Source organism: Chryseobacterium salivictor, from assembly GCF_004359195.1.
Lineage (GTDB): Bacteria > Bacteroidota > Bacteroidia > Flavobacteriales > Weeksellaceae > Kaistella > Kaistella salivictor.
Genome location: NZ_CP037954.1, coordinates 1479975 through 1499812 on the forward strand (window position 1 = coordinate 1479975; position 19838 = coordinate 1499812).

The following is a 19838-nucleotide window of genomic DNA, read 5'->3' on the forward strand; positions in this document are numbered from 1 at the left end:
ATGTCAGCAAACAACTGTGCACCCCATGAAAGAAAAGAGCTTTCCTTCCTGGATAAAAATCTTACGCTCTGGATCTTCCTGGCGATGTTCCTCGGAGTGGGTATCGGGTATTTTTATCCGGGTTCTTCCACCGTGATCAATAGGTTTTCTTATGGCACCACCAATATTCCTTTGGCCATCGGTCTGATTCTGATGATGTATCCGCCTTTTGCAAAAGTGCGGTACAAAGAACTGCCGAAGGTTTTCAAAAACACAAAGATCCTCGGAGTCTCCCTTCTTCTGAACTGGGTGATCGGGCCCCTTCTGATGTTTCTTCTGGCTGTTATTTTCCTGCATGACCAACCCGAATACATGACCGGACTGATCCTCATCGGTTTGGCAAGATGTATTGCGATGGTCATGGTCTGGAATGAACTCGCCGATGGAAACCGCGAATACGCAGCCGGACTCGTTGCAATCAACAGCATCTTTCAGGTGATTTTCTACAGTTTTTACGCGTATCTTTTTATCACCGTTTTGCCACCGCTTTTTGGAATTTCGGGCTCCGAAGTCGATATTACGGTTGTGCAGATTGCTGAAAGTGTGGCCATTTATCTGGGAATTCCTTTTGTTCTGGGTTTCTTGACGCGGTATTTCCTGCTGAAAGCAAAAGGGGAGGAGTGGTATGACCGTGTTTTCATTCCGAAGGTTTCACCCGTTACCTTAATCGCGCTGTTATTCACGATCGTGCTCATGTTCAGTCTGAAAGGGGACATGATCGTGCAGATCCCTTTTGATGTGTTGCGCATTGCCCTTCCTTTGTTCATTTATTTCGCGCTGATGTTTTTGGTGAGTTTCTTTCTCGGCAAAAAGCTCGGTGCAGATTATTCTCAGAATGCGGCGGTTTCCTTTACTGCCGCCGGCAATAATTTCGAGCTTGCGATCGCAGTGGCGATAGGGGTTTACGGGATTAATTCCGGGCAGGCTTTTGCGGGAGTAATAGGTCCTCTGGTAGAAGTTCCCGCGCTGATTGCCCTGGTAAATGTAGCCTTTTGGTTGAAAAGGAAATGGTATCCGTAAGAAAACTGAAAGACTCGTTATTTTAAAATAGAGACAGTACAGGACCTACTGCACTCCCGGAAACGTACAGTTTCCTGAACAGACTTATTGAATGTCAGGAATATTGAATAATAGATGGAAGAATGATAACAGATTTTTTTTACGCTAAATAACAACTGCATTAATCCGTACCCTCGTTTTTCGCTGCTGCTGTTAATAAATTATTACCTTCCCATTGTTCCTGTTTGACCAGACCATTATTGGATTCCCTCCTCTTCCATTCTGCTTTTGATATATTTTCAATCCCTTTTATCAAGGAGTCGGGTGTAAAAGAAATGGAATCGATCCCCTGCTCTACGAGGAACTGGGAAAACTCCGGAAAGTCGCTGGGTGCCTGGCCGCATAAACCGATTTTAATGCCTGCTTTTTTTGCTGCAGCAATGGCCTGCGCAATCAGGATGGTGACCGCTTCATTGTTTTCATCAAATAAATGGCTTACGATATCCGAATCCCTGTCAAGACCCAAGGTCAGCTGAGTAAGGTCGTTGGAGCCGATCGAAAAACCATCGAACAGTTGTGCAAACTGATCTGCCAGGATTACATTGCTTGGGATCTCGACCATTACATATACTTCCAACCCATTTTCGCCGCGTTTTAATCCGAATGATTCCATGGTCTGCAATACTTTCTTCGCTTCCTCAACTGTTCTGCAGAAAGGGATCATCACTTTTACATTCGTGAGGCCCATTTCATTTCTCACTTTCAGCACTGCTTCACATTCCAGTCCAAAACCTGGTAAATAACGCCGGTCGTAATACCGGGATGCACCCCGGAAACCAATCATCGGGTTTTCTTCTTTCGGCTCATAATACTGTCCGCCAACGAGTGAGGCATATTCATTGGTTTTAAAATCACTCATCCGCAAAATCACCTGATTGGGATGAAAGGCTGCTGCCACTTTTGCTATCGCTTCCGCCAGCTGCTGTACAAAATATTCGGTTTTACTGTTGTAGCCCGCTGTCATCTGAGCAATGGTGTTTTTCACCGGACCTTCCGGTAACTGGTCAAACTGTACCAGTGCCATTGGGTGAATAAGGATACTGTTGTTGATGATAAACTCCATCCGAAGCAACCCTACGCCTTTCGCGGGATAATGTGAAAGCTCAAATGCCCGGTCCGGGTCAGCCAATATAAAGAGTGGGGTGGTTTCCGTTTCCGGTACTTTCGATAAGTCAGTCGTCACCATTTCAAACGGGATATTGCCCTCCAATACATGGCCTTCATCGCCTTCGGTATTGGCGACTGTTATGATCTGCCCATCACTGATCACCTGTGTGGCGTTGCCTGTTCCTACAATTGCGGCAATACCCAGTTCACGGGCAACAATGGAAGCGTGACTGGTGCGTCCGCCTTTGTTGGTTACAATACTTACGGCTTTTCGTAAAAGGGAATTCCAGTCGGGGTTCGTAATGTCTGCAACCAATATGTCGCCCTGCTGCAATTTGTGTGCTTCGCTTAAAGAATGAATGATGCAGGCACGGCCACTGATGATTTTTTTGCCTACTGCTTTTCCCGTGCAGATCACCCTGCCTTTTTCTTTTAATTTATAAGTGTAAACTTCCCCATGGGTTTTCTGTGAATGAACCGTTTCGGGTCTTGCCTGTAAGATGTATATTTTATTACTGATACCATCCTTTCCCCATTCGATATCCATCGGAACCCGATAGTGTTTTTCGATTTCACAGCTCCATTTGGCCAACTGTAAAACTTCGGGGTCCGATAAAATCCAGGCGGTGCTTTTATTCAGGGGAGTCTCAACAGTTTTAACGGGTCTGCCTGATTCACCTGTTTCATCATACACCATCCTGTGTTTTTTTTCGCCTTTTTTACGGCTGATCAGTCCGTTTTTACCCTGAGCCAGCGTGGGCTTGAACACCCAGAACTCATCAGGGTTTACAGCGCCCTGTACCACATTTTCACCCAGACCCCATGCTCCTGTGATATAAATGACATTTTCAAATCCGCTTTCGGGGTCGATGGTAAAGATTACACCCGCACAGCCTTCATCTGACCGTACCATGTACTGCACGCCTACCGATAAGCCCACCTGCATGTGATCAAACCCATTATCAATCCTGTATTTTATGGCCCGGTCATTGAATAGAGAGACATAACATTGTTGTACAGCATTCAGTAAATTTTCCTCACCCCTAACATTTAAAAACGAATCGTGCTGTCCTGCAAAACTCGCGGTAGGAAGATCTTCAGCGGTAGCACTGCTCCTGACCGCTACCGGTAAATTATTTTTATCGGCTGCCAACAGGCGGTACGCGTTGATTATTTCAGTCTTCACCTCTTCCGGCAGATGGGCATTTGTTATCAGTGTGCGGCACTGTGCGGCCACTTTTGGAAGATTGGAAAGCGATTCGCGGTCGATGGTATCCAGTAATTGTTGGAGGGTTTCCTTCAGCTGGTTCTGCAGCAGAAACGACCGGTAGCTTTCAACGGTCACCGCAAATCCGTCCGGCACTTCAATACCGAGTGGAGACAGTTTATTGAACATTTCACCCAGAGATGCATTCTTGCCTCCTACCTGCGGAAGGGCACTAAGTTCGATCCTGTTAAAGGGAATGGTATATGCGTTCATTGGTTTGTATTTTTAAACTTTATCGGCAGGCTTTAAGAGCCTTCGTTTTGTCTGGCAAGCAGGCAGAACCGCAATTTCCGAAGGGCTGGAAGATGTTGCTAAAGATGTGCGATAAACAAGGGCGTATCCAGTTCTGTCATCAGTATATCTGCCAGACTGGTCTTCAGCCAGCGGCTAAATTCACTGCGCCGGTAGGCGCCGAGCACGACCAGTTCATTTTCCTTATGATGGCGTAAATGGCCGGTGATCTGATTTTTAACGGTACCTTTAATAACAGTGAAACTGGCTTTCGGGAAATGTCTTTTGATAAACTCTCTCATCAGTTTATTATCAGGCAACCTTGAGGTAGCCATCGCATCCTCTTTTACGGTAACCACCTCCACCGGCACCTCCATAAAACTGTCAAAAAGGTAGCTGAACATTTTTACCGCATATAAAGACGAAGCCCCTCCATCATACAACAGGACTATTTTGTCAACCTTTTTAAAATTATTGGGCACCACCAGTACCGGGCACTGCACATCGCGAAGCAGATCTTTGATAAACCATGTCGGCGATTCCTGTTTGTTTCTTGTAAATGCTTCAAACTCATTGATCACCACCAGATCGGCAAACATGCTTTCCTGTTTCAGGTCGTTGATGGCAAAGCCCTTATCTCGGTGGATGGAAAAGTGGATACCGGCTTTGTTACATGCTTTCTGAAATTTCTGGGCAGCCGCATCTCTTTTCTTTTGATCTTTTGCGTCCAGTTCTTTCATTTTTTCTCCGTAATTCTCGTACGTCTTGATCACTTTTACCAGATTATAGCTTCGGTAAATAAATTCATCGAGAAATACACCCACCAGATGGGCATCTGCAACTTTTGTAAGTTGTACCGCATAATCCAATGTGCTTTTTGACATATTAAATCCATCAAAAACTGCCAGAAATTTTTTCATATGATATTGTTTTGAATAAGGAGTTCTCCCTGTATTTGCTGTTGTGATTGGTGTAAAAGTAGCAGAGAAATCCGTTTCAGGCAATGATGCTGGTCATGATATAGAATGACAGTTGTCATTGGCTGTCATCGGTAGAAAAAAAACAGTCAGTACAGGCGTTCTGTATTATTTACTGAAAAAATTGCGGTTGTTGATGTCAACAATAATTTCACGCTTCTGCATTTTTCTAAAGTTTAATGGTTTTATAAAAACTTAACTTTTAACGGCTTTATTTTTCTTTAAAAATTTCCTGCTTCAATCTTTTAAAAATATCTTTGCAGTCTTAATTTGTCTAAACCATGATCTCCAAAATAATCATCCATAAAGTCGGAAACAAAATCAATCAGGAATCGCTGGTTCTTTCACAGGAGGAATATCAACCTGAGGAAGGCATGCTGGAATTACTCGAAGATTTTTTCCTCAAAGCCTTTAAATCCGAAGAACAGTTTCAGTTTTACAGTGATACCTATTTGGTTAATAATCCGGTGTTCAGTTCGGTTTCAGAAATTTTTGAAGATCCTGCCAAGTTCAGATATGAGTCCGAAAACATAGCTGAACATCTTTATGATATTACCGAGAATCCCCGTGTGCAGCCTGGTGAACTTTTTATATGTTATTTCGAAGGGGAAGAAACCGATGGCATAAAGATCGATTCTATAGGGATTTTTAAAACAGAAAGTAAAAACCCTTTCCTGAAAATCTCCCCCCAAGGCGAAACTTTTGAGATCGAAAAAGATTACGGAATCGGACTTACAAAACTGGATAAAGGCTGTATCATTTACAACAATTTCAAAGAATCCGGTTATGCGGTTTCGGTCGTAGACAATAATAAGAACGGCGATATGTATTACTGGTTCGAAGATTTTCTGAAGGTAAAACAACGCGACGACGAATATTTCCATACTCAGGAAACATTGTCCGTTTACAAAGAATTCATCACCAAACAATTGCCGCAGGAATTTGAAACTACAAAAGCGGATCAAGCGGAATTTCTTAATAAATCAATTGAGTTCTTCAAAGAGAAAGAACAGTTTGACTACGATGAATTTACCAAAGAAGTTTTGCGGGATGAGAATGTGATCGAAAGTTTCGGAAACTTTAAATCCGATTACGAACAGGAAATGCAGGTGTCGATTTCAGAAGATTTTGCCATCAACGAATCTGCCGTGAAAAAACAGAGCCGCGGTTTCAAAAGCATTATCAAGCTCGACAAGAACTTCAGTATTTATGTCCACGGTGATCGAAAAATGATTGAACAGGGCCAGGATGAAAATGGAAAATATTACCGGCTGTATTTCGAGAAAGAACAATAAGCTGTTCGACTGATTTACTCAACTTTTAAGAATTAAAAAATGCCGGAAGGACCATTCCTACTTTTTCTGAAAAACAAATTGCAACGTTACAAAGGGAAAACCGTTTCTGAAGTTTCGGGTGATGCCGCAATCGATCACACTTTATTTAATAAGGTAAATCTAATCGATATTCAGACTTTCGGTACACATTTCCTTTTTCTTTTTAAAGAATTCTTCGTGGCAATCGAAGTCAATTCGGTTGGAAATGTTTTGGTCAACAAACGCAAGAAAATCAACGCTGGTTTTTCATTCCATTTTGAGGAAAATGAAATCAATTTCTATAATTCCGAGCCTACAGTTTATCAGGGAAAACCGACCGATTATTTTAATTTCAAAACCGATATCTCCAAACCGGAGTTCGATGCTGAATTTGTTTTAAATGAATTGCAAACCAGGCACGCGGAAGAAAGTATTGGCGACGCTTTATTGAACCAAAATATTCTTGCAGGTGTTGGACCAATTATCAGAACTGAAACTTTATACCATGCCAAAATTCATCCAGATAGTTTGATTAAAGCTATTCCTGAGAAAAAGTTAATATTTCTGCTGAAGGTAACAGTTGATTACGCGGAAGAGATTTTGACTTTATTAAAAACAGACAGCGTAGAAAAAAACGCTTTAATCTTTGAAAAGAAAATCTGTCCGAAAGATAAATCTGCAATTATTATTGAAGAGACCGGAAATAGTAAAACGTACGTTTGTCCAAAGTGTCAGAAGTTATTCAAATAAAAAAATCCTGCTTTGTGCAGGATTTTATGTTAAGCCTTTTTTCTCTTTAAGAAGAAATTCTTTAAACTTTATGATCCAAAACTTTTGTGGTTAAAACTTTCTGGTTAAAAAAACAGAACCCTTATTTTTCACCATTAAGAAATTGAGGAAAATTAAGATTTCACTCGCAGATTTTATCGAAAGCCTTTTTTTCTCTTTAAGAAGAAATTCTTTAAACTTTATGATCCAAAACTTTTGTGACTGTTGTGGTTAAAAACTTCTTGTTAAACTTGTAGTATCACGACATTACGCCTTGAAAAGATTCTCTTCAAAAAGACCTTCCACAGACCAATATCTTTCACCGGTATCGTAATTAAAGGTTAAAATCTTAGAGCCTTCCGGAATTTCTGCCAGTTTTTTATTTATCGCTGCCAAAGAAGCGCCGGTAGAGATTCCACCTAAAATGCCTTCTTCGCTGGCCAATCTTTTTGTGAAGGCAAAAGCTTCGTCTTTTTCGATCTGAACTGTTCCATCCAAAATTTCTGTATTCAAAACTTTTGGTACAAAGCCGGCGCCAATTCCCTGCAAAGGATGCGGTCCGGGCGCTCCTCCGGAAATTACGGCTGAATCTTTCGGTTCTACCGCGAAGCTTTTCATATTGGGGAATTTCTGTTTCAAAACTTCGGTGACACCGGTGATGTGTCCGCCGGTTCCAACACCGGTGATGAGGTAATCAAAACCTTGTGGGAAATCATTTAAAATTTCCTCTGCCGTCGTTTTTGCATGGATTTGTGGATTTGCAGGATTTTCAAACTGCTGCGGAATCCAGGAGTTTTCAATCTCAGCGGCCATTTCCGTCGCTTTGGCAATCGCGCCTGAAGTTCCTTTTTCTTTCGGGGTCAGAACAAACTGAGCGCCGTAGGAACTCATCAGTTTCCGGCGTTCAATACTCATGCTTTCCGGCATTACCAAAACGAGTCTGTAACCTTTCACCGCGCAGACCATGGCCAGACCAACCCCCGTATTTCCTGAAGTGGGTTCGATAATTAAAGTATCCTTATTGATTTTTCCTTCCTGCTCCGCTCTTTCAATCATCGCCAAAGCAATTCGGTCTTTTAAACTTCCGCCGGGATTTTGTCTTTCTAATTTCATCCAAACTTCTACGTTGGAGGGAAATATTTTATTGATTTTCACGACCGGTGTATTTCCGATGGCTTCTAATATGGTATTCAGTTTCATAAATGTCTTTTTTGGGTTAGTATTTGTGTTGGTAATTATTGATATGGAAAAATGATTTTATTTAAATGCTGAAAATGATCGGTTCATTACCCGGGAATTTATTTTTCACCGTGACTTGTCCTTTATGGAAAACCACCGAATTCGGGGCAATGCTTTGTGTAATCCAGACGTTTCCGCCAATCAATGCATTTTCTCCGATGACCGTGTCGCCACCGAGAATAGTGGCGTTGGCATAAATGACCACATGATCTTCAATCGTCGGATGGCGCTTGGTATTCTGCAAATTCTTAGTCACCGAATGGGCACCCAAAGTTACGCCCTGATAGATTTTCACATGATTTCCAATAACGGTGGTTTCACCGATGACGATTCCCGTGCCGTGGTCGATAACGAAATTATTACCGATTTCTGCTCCCGGATTGATGTCGATTCCGGTTTTACTGTGGGCAAATTCTGTCCATATTCTTGGGATTAACGGAACATTGCTTTTGTAGAGTTCGTGGGCGAAGCGATAAACGGCAATGGCAAAAAAACCTGGATATGAAAACATGACCTCTTCCATACTTTTTGCGGCAGGGTCGTTATCGAAGATTGCCTGGGCATCTTTTTCCAGAGATTCGTAGATTTTGGGGAAGCTTTCAAAGAAAAGCTCTGTTTCAGGACTTTCTTTATCATCTGTAACCGAATACAGGATTTCTTTAAACTCATTTTTAAAATGATTCAAACGCATCTGGATGTCGCTAAGTTCTGAACACCGCTGATATTCCAGAAAAAATATAAAGCGGAAAAACCGGTCGATAAAGTGTTCGATCTTCTTTTTATCAAGGTCATATTTCCGGTGGGCATAACCCTGATGTAAACGTTTAGAAAAATCCATTCGGCATTTATATTTTGAGCAAAGTTACAGCATAAGCTTTGCCAAACAGGTTGATCTAGGGTAATAAATAAAAATAATAACCATCATTGGCCTCAGCAGGAATTCTGAAAACCAGAACAGAACTTTAATAAGTGCAAAAATTGGTCAAAACTTTAACATTTCGTAAATTTGAATGCTGATATTTAATAAGGTTCAGGAGTGTAAATGAAAACCCAGGTTTTGATGATCATTTAAAAAAAACAATAAATTAATAAATAGGAAAACGCAGGTTTCCAAATTTCCATTAAAAAATAAATAAATAAATTAATATGAAAGTTACCGTAGTTGGAGCAGGAGCCGTTGGTGCAAGTTGTGCAGAATACATCGCGATGAAAAATTTCGCAGCAGAAGTTGTTTTGGTTGACATTAAAGAAGGTTTTGCCGAAGGGAAAGCCATGGATTTGATGCAAACTGCTTCTCTGAATGGATTCGATACTAAAATTACCGGAACAACCGGAGATTACAGCAAAACCGCTGGGTCAAAAGTTGCCGTAATTACTTCCGGAATCCCAAGAAAACCGGGAATGACCCGTGAGGAACTGATCGGGATCAATGCAGGAATCGTGAAAGAAGTGACTGCAAACCTGGTAAAACATTCACCAAACGTAATCATCATCGTGGTTTCTAATCCAATGGATACGATGGCGTATTTGGTTCACAAAACTTCTGGTTTACCAAAAAATCAAATCATTGGAATGGGTGGAGCTTTAGATTCTGCACGTTTCAAATACAGATTGGCGGAAGCATTGGAATGTCCAATTTCAGATGTTGACGGAATGGTCATCGCTGCTCACAGTGATACAGGAATGCTTCCTTTGATGACTAAAGCAACAAGAAACGGAGTTCCGGTGACTGAATTCTTAAGTGAAGAACAACAGACTTACGTTGCCGAAGAAACCAAAGTTGGTGGTGCAACATTGACGAAATTATTAGGAACTTCCGCTTGGTATGCACCGGGAGCAGCAGTTTCTGTAATGGTACAGGCCATTCTTTGCGACCATAAAAAAATGATTCCGTGTTCATTAATGTTGGACGGAGAATATGGTGAAAGCGACATCTGCTTAGGCGTTCCGGCAATTATCGGCGCAAACGGTGTTGAGAAAATCGTTGAAATCAGTTTAACTGACGCTGAAAAAGAAAAATTCGCAACCGCTGCAAAAGCAGTAAGAGAAGTAAACGGCGACTTAAAATTCTAAGAATTTTCTGTAATGATATTGAAAACGCATCTTGAAAAAGGTGCGTTTTTTTTAGTTTAAAACAGCAATAATTCTTCGTTATTAAATTGAAAATACGGCTTTTAAAAAAAGCTGAACACCGAGAAAATGAAGCCCGCAGATCTGGTAAATAACTCAGATTTGCTTGTGACCTAAAATCCCAAAACCTTTCAGATCATGAAAGGTTTTTAAAATCTGATAAGAAACATTACCTTTACAAAAGCTAAAAATTTATTAAATGTTCAGAAAAATTCAGATTATTGGGATTCTTGCGCTTTCCACTTTTTCGTTGAATGCACAGAAAAATAGATCAACACAACTCGAAAGACCCAAACTTGTGGTTGGATTAGTCGTCGATCAGATGCGTTGGGATTACCTCTACCGCTATTATGAAAAATATGGGAATGACGGTTTCAAAAGATTGTTGAGTCAGGGTTATTCTCTCAATAATGTTCACATTAATTATATTCCGACCTATACGGCAATTGGTCACACTACCATTTATACTGGTTCTGTGCCTGCAATTCACGGGATTTCAGGCAATGACTGGTTTGATAAAACGACCGGAAAAAATGTGTACTGTACGGCAGATGATTCGGTAAAGCCGGTTGGGACCACCGATGCTAAAGTCGGCAGTCATTCACCAAGAAATTTGTGGTCAACGACCATTACAGACGAACTTCTGTTGGCAACCAATTTTAAAGCAAAAGTGGTAGGCGTTTCTTTAAAGGACCGCGCGTCGATTCTTCCTGCCGGTCATAATCCTACGGGAGCTTATTGGTTCGATGATACCACCGGAAATTTTGTAACAAGTTCTTATTACAGGAATGAATTGCCAAAATGGGTGAATGATTTTAACAGCCAGAAAATGGGAGATCAACTGGTGAAAAACGGCTGGAGCACTTTGCTTCCTATTGCCGAATATACCGAGAGTTCACCTGATAATTCTCCGTGGGAAGGACTTTTGGGAAGTGCGAAAACGCCGACTTTTCCTTACAGTAATTTGGCCGCAGATTATCAGGCCAAGAAAGACAATATCCGTTCTACACCTTTCGGAAATACTTTAACATTGAAAGCAGCAGAAGCAGCCATCAGAGGAGAGCAGCTGGGCGCTGATGCCATTACCGATTTTCTCGCCGTCAACCTGGCCTCTACCGATTATGCGGGACATAAATTCGGCCCGAATTCTATTGAAGTTGAAGATGTTTATCTGAGATTAGACCGGGATTTGGCAGATTTCTTTAAATATTTAGATCAAACAGTTGGTAAGGATCAGTACACCGTTTTCCTTTCTGCGGATCATGGCGGCGCCCATTCCGAGGGTTTTATGGAAGAACATAAAATGCCGACCGGTTTTTATGGCGAAGACAATAAGGAATTTAATAAACAGTTAAAAGATAAATTTAACGTCGATAAATTAATTACTAAAATAACCAATAATCAGGTTTATTTAGACGATAAATTAATCGCTGATAATAAATTGGATGCAGAACAGGTGAAGCAATATCTGATCGATATTCTGAACAAAGACAAATCGGTCTTATTCGCGGTCGATATGAAAAAAGCAGGTTCGTCCTCCGTTCCGGAACCGATTAAAACGCGGATTGTGAATGGTTACAATTGGCAGAGAAGTGGTGATATTCAGGTGATTTACCACGATTCCTGGTTGCCAAGTTATTCGAAACTGGGCACCACGCACGGCTCGTGGAATTCTTACGATTCCCATATTCCTTTAATTTTTATGGGTTGGGGAATTAAAAGCGGCGAGAGCAATAAAGATTACAACATGACCGACATCGCACCCACTTTGTCTGCATTATTAAGAATCCAGTTTCCAAGTGGAAATATCGGAAACCCGATTGTCGAAGCGATTGGGAAATAAGTTTTTTATTCTTAAATTCAGTATCAATACAAAACCGCCTTTGGGCGGTTTTTTTTGGTCTAAAAAACAACTTTTATAGTATTAATGAATTAGCATTCTTTCTGCTTTTTCAGAATCTGAAAGCGAATAATTAAATATCTTCCAACTATTTCTGCTCTTTAATTATCGTGTAATTATTGAAAATGTTTGTGACTTTAGTGTTGAAAAATTTTATTTAATTTAAACATTACAAAATGAATATTTATGAATATTTTTTTCAGAAACTCATAGTGAAAAGCGCTGAAAGTTCATGTCTTAAAAAACACACAAAAAAATATGACTCTTTGTGGCTAAAAAAAAGACTGATTACAAAATCAGTCTTCTCTCTATTTAAATAAAATTATTTGTTTCTGTTCGGCGGATAATTCGCCATGATTTCCGAAACAATTTCCGGAATCTGTTTTTGTTTCGCTTTTGGTGAATCTACAGCAATTCCGCTTCCTATTCCCTGCCAAACCAGTTTTTGGGTTCTGGCATCTATTAAATCTACAATCAGGGTGCCTTGAGAGTAATTCTGTGTCCAGGTTCTGTTCATTCCCATTCCCCAACCGAAAGGTCCGCCCCAACCGTAGATTCCGTAAGGGTTTGAAGACTGGATGTCCTGAATTTTTTTATGGTTGGCTTTCACGTTCACGATCAAATCCGGAGTTTCTGAAACACTTAAGCCTTTTGTTTGCAATTGTTTCGAAACTTCATTCAGTACCCGGTCTTTATCGATATCGTTCAGTTTCAGATCGTCGATCCGTAATTTATACGTTTTGTAAGAATTGAAATTGGCGGTTGCGGCATAATCAGATTTTATCTGAAAAGGGCTGCAAGAAGAAAGTCCCAATGTGGCAGAAGCCAGCAGCAGTAAGATATATTTTTTGCTCATGACGTTTATATTTTCTTGTTTATTTAAATTTTTAAAAAAGTTCAGTTTATATCACAATCACCCGAATACTCTCAATCTTCCCCAAATTTCTTCGTCTCAGGTCTAACAATCTTTTTAAACGTATCCGTTTTTTTATCATAACCATACGGACAATGTTTGCAGCCGCTTTTGCAGCAATAACCGCGTTTTAAATGGTATGCTTCTGTAAAAACCTTATAACCCTGTTCGTTATAATAAAAGTCCTCGTGCTCTTTGATGATTTTCTGGTACATAAGTTAAATCAGATTTCCCGAAATGAATATCTTTGTTTCATGATTGTGATTTGCCAAAGACTTCTCAAAAATACAAAAATTTCAGGGATTACTCTTTTCCCGTTCATCATTCTGAGAAAGCCGGAATATAGGCACGATCCCATTCTCATCAATCACGAAAAAATCCATCTGAGACAGCAATTGGAACTTTTAATTATTTTCTTTTATCTCTGGTATGTGATGGAGTATTATTACCGGTTGTTCAAACTTAAGAATCGCGATCTCGCCTACAGGTCCATTTCCTTCGAACGCGAAGCCTACGCCATGGAAGCCAATCCGGATTATTTGGAAAACAGGAACCACTGGAGTTTCTGGAAGTATATCAAGTAGTTTTTATTTGAGAGCTTTTTTAGTTTTCTCAACCTGCTTGTTTGTGGACGGAAAAAAGCTGTTAGAAAAAGTTTTCCAGTGACTACTTCTTCAGCGTTTGCAAAAAACTCTCGGCATTCATCACGGGAATTAAAGCATTTTTAAAATCTTTTTCATTTCGGGTGACGATTAAATCACAATGCGAAGCAACAGCACTATAATATTGCATCGCATCTTCAAAATCTTTGAAATCAGAATTAGTTGCTTTTTCAATAACTTCATCATCCATTATCGAAATGGAGCAGAGTACTTTAAACTTTCTGATCTTTTCCAACGCCATTTTTGTGTTTTCAAATTTTGACAGCAAATAAAAAGTGGTAGAAATGCTTATTGGCGAAACGAAAACTTTAATTTTCTTTTGATCTGCTAAAGTCATCATTTTTGCAGCAGGAAGATAAAATTCTTCACGTTCGCCCAAAAAATCGATAACAATATTTGTATCTAAAAATACCTTTTGCATTTTATTGGTATTTTTGGCTTAAATATTCGGTGTAGTCTTTGCGCAAAGTTTTCTCGTCCAGATCTGCAGGAATACTTTTTCCGCTCGAAATGCTCTTGACAAATGGAGAGATTTCAAAATCGTCATTTTGTTCATTAGTCAAAGAGTCGAGATAGTTTTCTATCAGTCTTGATAAGCTTAGGTGTTTATTTGAAGCGTATTTTTTAGCACGTTTAATAACACTTTCGTTGAGCTTAAGAGTGAGTTTAGAATCCATAATGCTGTTTTATACGAACAAAGATAATAATTTTATACGTACAATTGTAGGTTAGTTGTACAACTTTTTGCATCTAAGAAGATTTTTTCAATTATTTCTCCGAAATTTGCTCCATGAAAATCCCTGCAATTTCAATTCCCATCGTTGAAATCCCTTTAGAAAAAAACATCCGGCTTTTTCTGAAAAGAGAAGACCTCATTCATCTACAGATTTCAGGGAATAAATACTGGAAATTATTTTATAATATCAATTCCTATCTAGACCGGAATCCGGCAGATCCTTTCCTGATTACTTTTGGTGGCGCTTTTTCCAATCATATTGCTGCAGTTGCCGCTTTGGGAAAAGAAGGTCATTTAAAAACTTTAGGAATTATCCGGGGGGAGGAAATTCAGGATAAATGGCAGGAAAATCCAACCTTGAAACTCGCACAGGAAAACGGTATGGATTTTCGGTTTGTGACGCGCGAAATGTACAGAGACAAAGAAACTTTAACCCAAATTTTAGAAAAAGAATTTCCTCAGGCTTTGATTATCCCTGAGGGCGGAACCAATGAACACGCTGTGGAAGGCATAAAATATATGCTCACAGAGGAAACAAAAAGTTTTGATTATCTTTGCACCGCAGTCGGAACGGGCGGAACAATCGCCGGAATTTCGAAGTTTGCAGAAGAGAAACAGCAGGTTTTGGGTTTCAAAGCAGTAGATGACCCGTCCTTATATAATAAGGTGTCGGACCTTTCAACCAGAAATAACTTTCAACTGATTGAAGCACACGATGGAAAGTACGGTAAAATAACCGACGAAAATATTCGTTTTATCAATGACTTTAAACAAAAGTTCGGTATTCAGCTCGACCCGGTTTATACCGGAAAGATGATGAAGACGCTTTTCGAAATGATTGAAAAAAAGGAGTTTCCGGAGGAGAGCAGGATTCTGGCTTTTCATACCGGTGGTTTGCAGGGGATATTTGGAGCTAATGAATTGCTGAAAAAACAAAACCGAGAACTGATTAGGTTTTAAACCACATAGATTTAACCACAAGTGATGTGAAGATGTTCAGAAATATAAGTTCATAAAGATGATCTTATTGAATAAAAATTAAAACCAAACTTGGTGACTTTATGGTTCATCACTCAATCAGTTTAAAAGTCATTAAATATAATATATGAAGAAAATATTTTTTGCTCTTGCATTAATATTATTTGCAAAATTCAACGCCCAGGGTTGGAAGACGGATGAGCAATACATTCAGAAATTTGCGACCTACGCCGTCGAAGAAATGGAAAAATATAAAATTCCGGCTTCAATTACTTTAGCACAGGGACTTCTGGAAACCGGTGGCGGGCAAAGCCGGCTCGCACAACAAGGAAATAATCATTTCGGCATCAAATGTAAAGAAGATTGGAACGGAAAAACCATGACCCATACTGATGATGCGCCGAATGAATGTTTCCGGGTTTATGATGATCCCCGGGATTCGTACGAAGATCATTCGAAGTTTTTGGCGTACAGACCGTATTACGTGAATCTTTTCAAACTCGACATGATGGATTATAAAGCGTGGGCGCATGGTTTGAAAAAAGCCGGCTATGCGACGAATCCAAGATACGCCTATATTCTGATCGATAAAATTGAAAAAAACAAACTCTACGAATTTGATAAAACCAATTCCAGGGAAGTGTTGTATGCGGTTTTGAAAATGTATCCCGACTTAAAGAACGACCGTATTTTTATGGCCAGGTTGGATCAGAGCGGGAGTTCGGGTAACCCTGTCACCGTAAAGGTTCCTTACGAACAAACCTCTTATGCAAAACAGCAGAAAAATGTAGAGAAAATAGTCTCAAAGGCAGAAACCTTGCAGTCTATTTTAATTAAAAGTCATCCGAATGGCGGCAAGAAATTCGTAATTGTTCCTGAGGATATTGATTTGGCAGCAATTTCAAAAAAATTCCAGATTACAGAAACTACGCTGATGAAATGGAACGAGCTCGATGGAACTCAATTAAAAAGAAATGACATTCTGTTTCTGGAACACAAATCTTCCACCGGAAACGTAGCGACTTATAAAGCCCAGGTTGGAGAATCGATGCACGATATCGCCCAGAAATTCGGAATCAAACTCAAGAAGCTTTATTCCAAAAACCGGATGGATTACGGCCAGCAACCAACAAGCGGCCAGTTAATTTACCTTCAAAGCAAAAAACCAAAAAAGTAATCTAAGACCGAAAACTTGATAAATGGAAATCGAAAATAAACTCTTTGATCTGCCTGTCATCTATTCGTCTATTATCTATTCGTCTATTATCTAATATCTCATATCTGAAAAAATGTTATACCAAAGAAGTTCAGCTTTATTTGATGAAGCCTATCACTATATTCCGGGCGGCGTAAATTCACCGGTTCGTGCTTTTAAATCCGTGGGAGGCGTTCCCATTTTTATGAAATCTGCCAAAGGCGCTTATATGACCGATGCAGATGATAATCAATATATCGATTACATTAATTCCTGGGGTCCTGCGATTCTCGGACATACGCATCCCGAAGTTTTAGAAGCCATTACAAAGCAGGCAGAAAAGGGGTTTTCTTATGGAACTCCTACAGAACTCGAAACTGAAATTGCAAAGTTTATCGTAGAAAACGTTCCCAATATCGATCAGATCAGAATGGTTTCTTCCGGAACGGAAGCGTGTATGAGTGCCATCCGTTTGGCCAGAGGTTTTACCGGAAGAGATAAATTCATCAAGTTCGAAGGTTGCTACCACGGACATTCTGATTCTTTTTTAATTAAAGCGGGAAGTGGAATGGCAACTTTCGGAAATCCAAATTCTCCGGGAGTCACTGCAGGAACGGCAAAAGACACTTTGCTCGCGACATACAATGATATCGGGCAGGTCGAAGATTTGTTCAGACACCATCAAGGTGAAATTGCCGCCATCATCATCGAACCGGTTGCCGGAAATATGGGGTGTGTCTTGCCTGAAAATGATTTCCTGCAAAAACTGAGAAAACTCTGCGACGAAAACGGAACTCTTCTTATTTTTGATGAAGTAATGACGGGATTCCGTCTCGCTTTTGGCGGCGCGCAGGAATTATACGGCGTGAAAGCTGATTTAGTCACTTTCGGAAAAGTAATCGGTGGAGGACTCCCCGTTGGTGCATTTGCCGGAAGAAATGAAATCATGGACCATCTGGCTCCAAAAGGTGCGGTTTACCAAGCCGGAACTTTGAGCGGAAATCCTCTGGCCATGCGGGCGGGTTTAACCACTTTGCAACTCATTAAAAATGATGAAAATTTTTATCAAAATATCAATAAAACAACAGAGACTTTAGATTTTGAAATCGGGAAAATTCTTAACCACAAATCAATTCCGCACCGGATCAATAGAAAAGGGTCGATGATGAGTGTCTTTTTCCACGTGAATGCCGTTTCTAATTTTGAAGAAGCCGCCAATGCCAATCATGCTTTGTTCAATAATTTCTTCCACCAGCTTTTAGAAAAAGGAATATATTTACCACCAAGTGGTTATGAAACCTGGTTTATTTCAAATTCCATTAAGGAAAAGGAAATCGACAGAACTCTGGAAGTTATCAGAAATTTTGAATATTCATAAAGAAAAAAATCCGCTTCAAATTTTATTGGAGCGGATTTTTTTTTGCGATAATTTTTGCCGTGAAGTCACCAATAAAAACTCATTCGTGCATTCACGGCAATTTTAATATTAAATTCTTGCTCTTTCGTATTGGTGCGGAAAATCGCAGTCTCCTTTTCCCTCAAAAGATCCCTGAATTGCCAGATATGGATTTCTTAAAATTTCACGGGCAACAAGAATTAAATCTGCTTCCTTTTTCTGTAGAATTTCTTCCGCTAGTTCCGCTGTTTTGATCAAACCGACAGCGCCCGTTTTCATTCCTGCTTTGTTTTTAATTTCTGCGGCAAGCGGAACCTGATAACCATCAAACAAAGTGATTTTCGCTCCATGAATATTTCCACCGCTTGAAATATCCATTAAATCGACCTTTTTATCTTTCAGGATTTTGGCAAGCTGTACGCTTTCTTCAATATCCCAACCATTTTCAGCATATTCAGTGGCGGAAATCCGGACCAGTAACGGATGGTTTTCGTCCAGTACTTCATTCACAGATTCCACGATTTCTACCAAAAAACGAATTCTGTTTTCGAAACTTCCACCGTATTCATCGGTTCTTACATTGGATAATGGAGATAAAAATTCATGAATGAGATAACCGTGTGCAGCGTGAATTTCAATCAAATCAAAACCTGCATCGATTGATCTTTGGGCAGCCGCTTTAAAGTCCTGAACCAGCTGTTTGATTTCTTCAACCGTTAATTCATGGGGGATTCTTTCCCCTTCAGCATACGGTATTTTTGAAGGCGCAACCGTTTCCCAGCCTTCTTCCAGAGAAAGCTGTTGGCCATTCCAGGTGGACGCTTTTCGGCCGGCGTGACCTAATTGGATTCCAATTTTGCTTTCAGAATTTTGGTGCACGAAATCCACGATTTTTTTCAGACTTTGCGCCTGCTCATCATTCCAAAGTCCCATGCATTTGTGCGTAATCCGGCCTTCGGGAACTACGCCGGTTGCTTCTACAATGAGCAAACCTGTTCCGCCTTGTGCACGGCTGCCGTAATGAACAAAATGAAAATCATTGGCAACGCCGTTTTCGCAGGAGTACATACACATCGGCGACATCACCCAACGGTTCCTGAGTTCGAGGTTTCTAAGTTTTAGCGGAGAATATAAAATCATATTTCTTATTATTTTATTAAAGTGCCAAATTTACGAAAAGTGAAGAGGACAATGTAGATTACATTATTTATAATGCCTATGATAAAACAAAAAAGCATCCACAAGAAAAATTTTAAATGTGTAAATGAAGCTGAAAAAACTGCTTTAATTTTTATAGCCCTCTACATGAGACGCCAGAAAAGTACTGATGATGTCATCCAAATTTTTGGAAACATACTCTTCTTCCTCCTGAACGCTGATTGCCAGTAGGGTTGCCGCTTTATAATAGTTCAGATTGATGGCTAGATGAGCCAGGCCACCGTAAGAAGCAATTTTATAATGAGCCAGTTTTTGCGAAAGAAGAATAAGCGCGATTTCCCAGTTGACGATATCATCTGAAAAAACGGAAAGGTGATTTTTCCCCTCAGTAAGCAAAGCGTTAAAGGTTGGGCAGGTTTTACTTTTTATACATTCATTTCTTTGTTGGAAGATTTTTTCGAGTCGCGCCTTATGTTTCAGGTGAATTTCATAATGAGTTTTAAGAATTTCCCTTAATTTTAAAGAAACAATTTTATCCTTTATAAGGGCGAATTCCTCTGCTATTGCAGTTTCTGCAAAATACATTTCCCGTAAAGAATTAATGAAAAAGTTGTCTAACAGAGATCTGGAATGTGAATATTCATCCTTTTTCGCTGACTGAAGGGGGTGATGTGAATTTGGCATAAGTCTTATTTATTGGGTTGATCAATACAGAAATCCAGAAATTGAACCGGCGAAAATGCGATATTGATGATATAACGTTTTTTTTA

General features: G+C 39.9%; 19 protein-coding genes. 9 read left to right on the top strand and 10 right to left on the bottom strand.

Going from position 1 to position 19838, the window contains the following annotated elements; all coding sequences use genetic code 11:
- Positions 1-1059: an ACR3 family arsenite efflux transporter gene (gene arsB, locus NBC122_RS06930; RefSeq protein ID WP_133439687.1), complete on the top strand. Its 1059-nt coding sequence runs from the start codon at positions 1-3 to the stop codon at positions 1057-1059.
- Between the two features lie 160 nt (positions 1060-1219).
- On the opposite strand, the gene ppsA is transcribed toward arsB, so the two are convergent.
- Together ppsA and NBC122_RS06940 are read right to left on the bottom strand one after the other, a co-directional pair.
- Complete coding sequence (gene ppsA / locus NBC122_RS06935) at positions 1220-3685, bottom strand: phosphoenolpyruvate synthase (RefSeq protein ID WP_133439688.1); 2466 nt, start codon at positions 3683-3685, stop codon at positions 1220-1222.
- 98 nt (positions 3686-3783) lie between these two features.
- Positions 3784-4623 (bottom strand): universal stress protein, encoded by an 840-nt coding sequence (locus tag NBC122_RS06940; RefSeq protein WP_133439689.1) that lies wholly within the window; start codon positions 4621-4623, stop codon positions 3784-3786.
- Between the two features lie 338 nt (positions 4624-4961).
- Here NBC122_RS06940 and NBC122_RS06945 point away from each other — a divergent pair, with 338 nt between their 5' ends.
- Both NBC122_RS06945 and NBC122_RS06950 read left to right on the top strand, forming a co-directional pair.
- Positions 4962-5975, top strand: coding sequence for a nucleoid-associated protein (locus tag NBC122_RS06945; RefSeq protein WP_133439690.1), 1014 nt, complete (start codon positions 4962-4964; stop codon positions 5973-5975).
- Between the two features lie 39 nt (positions 5976-6014).
- Complete coding sequence (locus tag NBC122_RS06950; RefSeq protein WP_133439691.1) at positions 6015-6743, top strand: hypothetical protein; 729 nt, start codon at positions 6015-6017, stop codon at positions 6741-6743.
- Positions 6744-7028: 285 nt separating this feature from the next.
- On the opposite strand, the gene cysK is transcribed toward NBC122_RS06950, so the two are convergent.
- Together cysK and epsC are read right to left on the bottom strand one after the other, a co-directional pair.
- Entirely contained in the window at positions 7029-7961 is a 933-nt protein-coding gene (gene cysK / locus NBC122_RS06955; RefSeq protein ID WP_133439692.1) for a cysteine synthase A, read from the bottom strand.
- Between the two features lie 61 nt (positions 7962-8022).
- Positions 8023-8838 (bottom strand): serine O-acetyltransferase EpsC, encoded by an 816-nt coding sequence (gene epsC / locus NBC122_RS06960; protein ID WP_133439693.1) that lies wholly within the window; start codon positions 8836-8838, stop codon positions 8023-8025.
- A 308-nt stretch (positions 8839-9146) separates the two neighbouring features.
- Here epsC and NBC122_RS06965 point away from each other — a divergent pair, with 308 nt between their 5' ends.
- Together NBC122_RS06965 and pafA are read left to right on the top strand one after the other, a co-directional pair.
- Positions 9147-10073 carry a malate dehydrogenase gene (locus NBC122_RS06965; protein WP_133439694.1) on the top strand — a complete coding sequence of 309 codons (927 nt, stop codon included), beginning with the start codon at positions 9147-9149 and terminating at the stop codon, positions 10071-10073.
- A 256-nt stretch (positions 10074-10329) separates the two neighbouring features.
- Positions 10330-11973 (top strand): alkaline phosphatase PafA, encoded by a 1644-nt coding sequence (pafA, locus tag NBC122_RS06970; RefSeq protein ID WP_133439695.1) that lies wholly within the window; start codon positions 10330-10332, stop codon positions 11971-11973.
- A 379-nt stretch (positions 11974-12352) separates the two neighbouring features.
- On the opposite strand, the gene NBC122_RS06975 is transcribed toward pafA, so the two are convergent.
- Positions 12353-12886: a DUF4136 domain-containing protein gene (locus NBC122_RS06975; RefSeq protein ID WP_133439696.1), complete on the bottom strand. Its 534-nt coding sequence runs from the start codon at positions 12884-12886 to the stop codon at positions 12353-12355.
- Positions 12887-12957: 71 nt separating this feature from the next.
- Entirely contained in the window at positions 12958-13158 is a 201-nt protein-coding gene (locus tag NBC122_RS06980; RefSeq protein ID WP_133439697.1) for a DUF5522 domain-containing protein, read from the bottom strand.
- Between the two features lie 39 nt (positions 13159-13197).
- On the opposite strand from NBC122_RS06980, the gene NBC122_RS06985 reads away from it, so the two are divergent.
- Complete coding sequence (locus tag NBC122_RS06985) at positions 13198-13527, top strand: hypothetical protein (protein ID WP_133439698.1); 330 nt, start codon at positions 13198-13200, stop codon at positions 13525-13527.
- An 82-nt stretch (positions 13528-13609) separates the two neighbouring features.
- On the opposite strand, the gene NBC122_RS06990 is transcribed toward NBC122_RS06985, so the two are convergent.
- The gene (locus tag NBC122_RS06990; RefSeq protein WP_133439699.1) at positions 13610-14026 is read right to left on the bottom strand and encodes a type II toxin-antitoxin system VapC family toxin; all 417 of its coding nucleotides are present in this window, start codon (positions 14024-14026) and stop codon (positions 13610-13612) included.
- 1 nt (position 14027) lies between these two features.
- Entirely contained in the window at positions 14028-14282 is a 255-nt protein-coding gene (locus tag NBC122_RS06995; protein ID WP_133439700.1) for a DUF6364 family protein, read from the bottom strand.
- Between the two features lie 113 nt (positions 14283-14395).
- Here NBC122_RS06995 and NBC122_RS07000 point away from each other — a divergent pair, with 113 nt between their 5' ends.
- The 3 genes from NBC122_RS07000 (at position 14396) to hemL (ending at position 17892) form a co-directional block, all read left to right on the top strand.
- Entirely contained in the window at positions 14396-15301 is a 906-nt protein-coding gene (locus tag NBC122_RS07000) for a 1-aminocyclopropane-1-carboxylate deaminase/D-cysteine desulfhydrase (protein WP_133439701.1), read from the top strand.
- Between the two features lie 145 nt (positions 15302-15446).
- Positions 15447-16496 carry a glucosaminidase domain-containing protein gene (locus tag NBC122_RS07005; RefSeq protein WP_133439702.1) on the top strand — a complete coding sequence of 350 codons (1050 nt, stop codon included), beginning with the start codon at positions 15447-15449 and terminating at the stop codon, positions 16494-16496.
- Between the two features lie 112 nt (positions 16497-16608).
- Complete coding sequence (hemL, locus tag NBC122_RS07010) at positions 16609-17892, top strand: glutamate-1-semialdehyde 2,1-aminomutase (protein WP_133439703.1); 1284 nt, start codon at positions 16609-16611, stop codon at positions 17890-17892.
- A 108-nt stretch (positions 17893-18000) separates the two neighbouring features.
- Here the strand turns inward: hemL and namA are convergent, their stop codons facing one another.
- Positions 18001-19047: an NADPH dehydrogenase NamA gene (namA, locus tag NBC122_RS07015; protein WP_133441073.1), complete on the bottom strand. Its 1047-nt coding sequence runs from the start codon at positions 19045-19047 to the stop codon at positions 18001-18003.
- A 147-nt stretch (positions 19048-19194) separates the two neighbouring features.
- Positions 19195-19752 carry a YciE/YciF ferroxidase family protein gene (locus NBC122_RS07020; protein WP_133439704.1) on the bottom strand — a complete coding sequence of 186 codons (558 nt, stop codon included), beginning with the start codon at positions 19750-19752 and terminating at the stop codon, positions 19195-19197.
- Between the last annotated feature and the right edge of the window lie 86 nt (positions 19753-19838).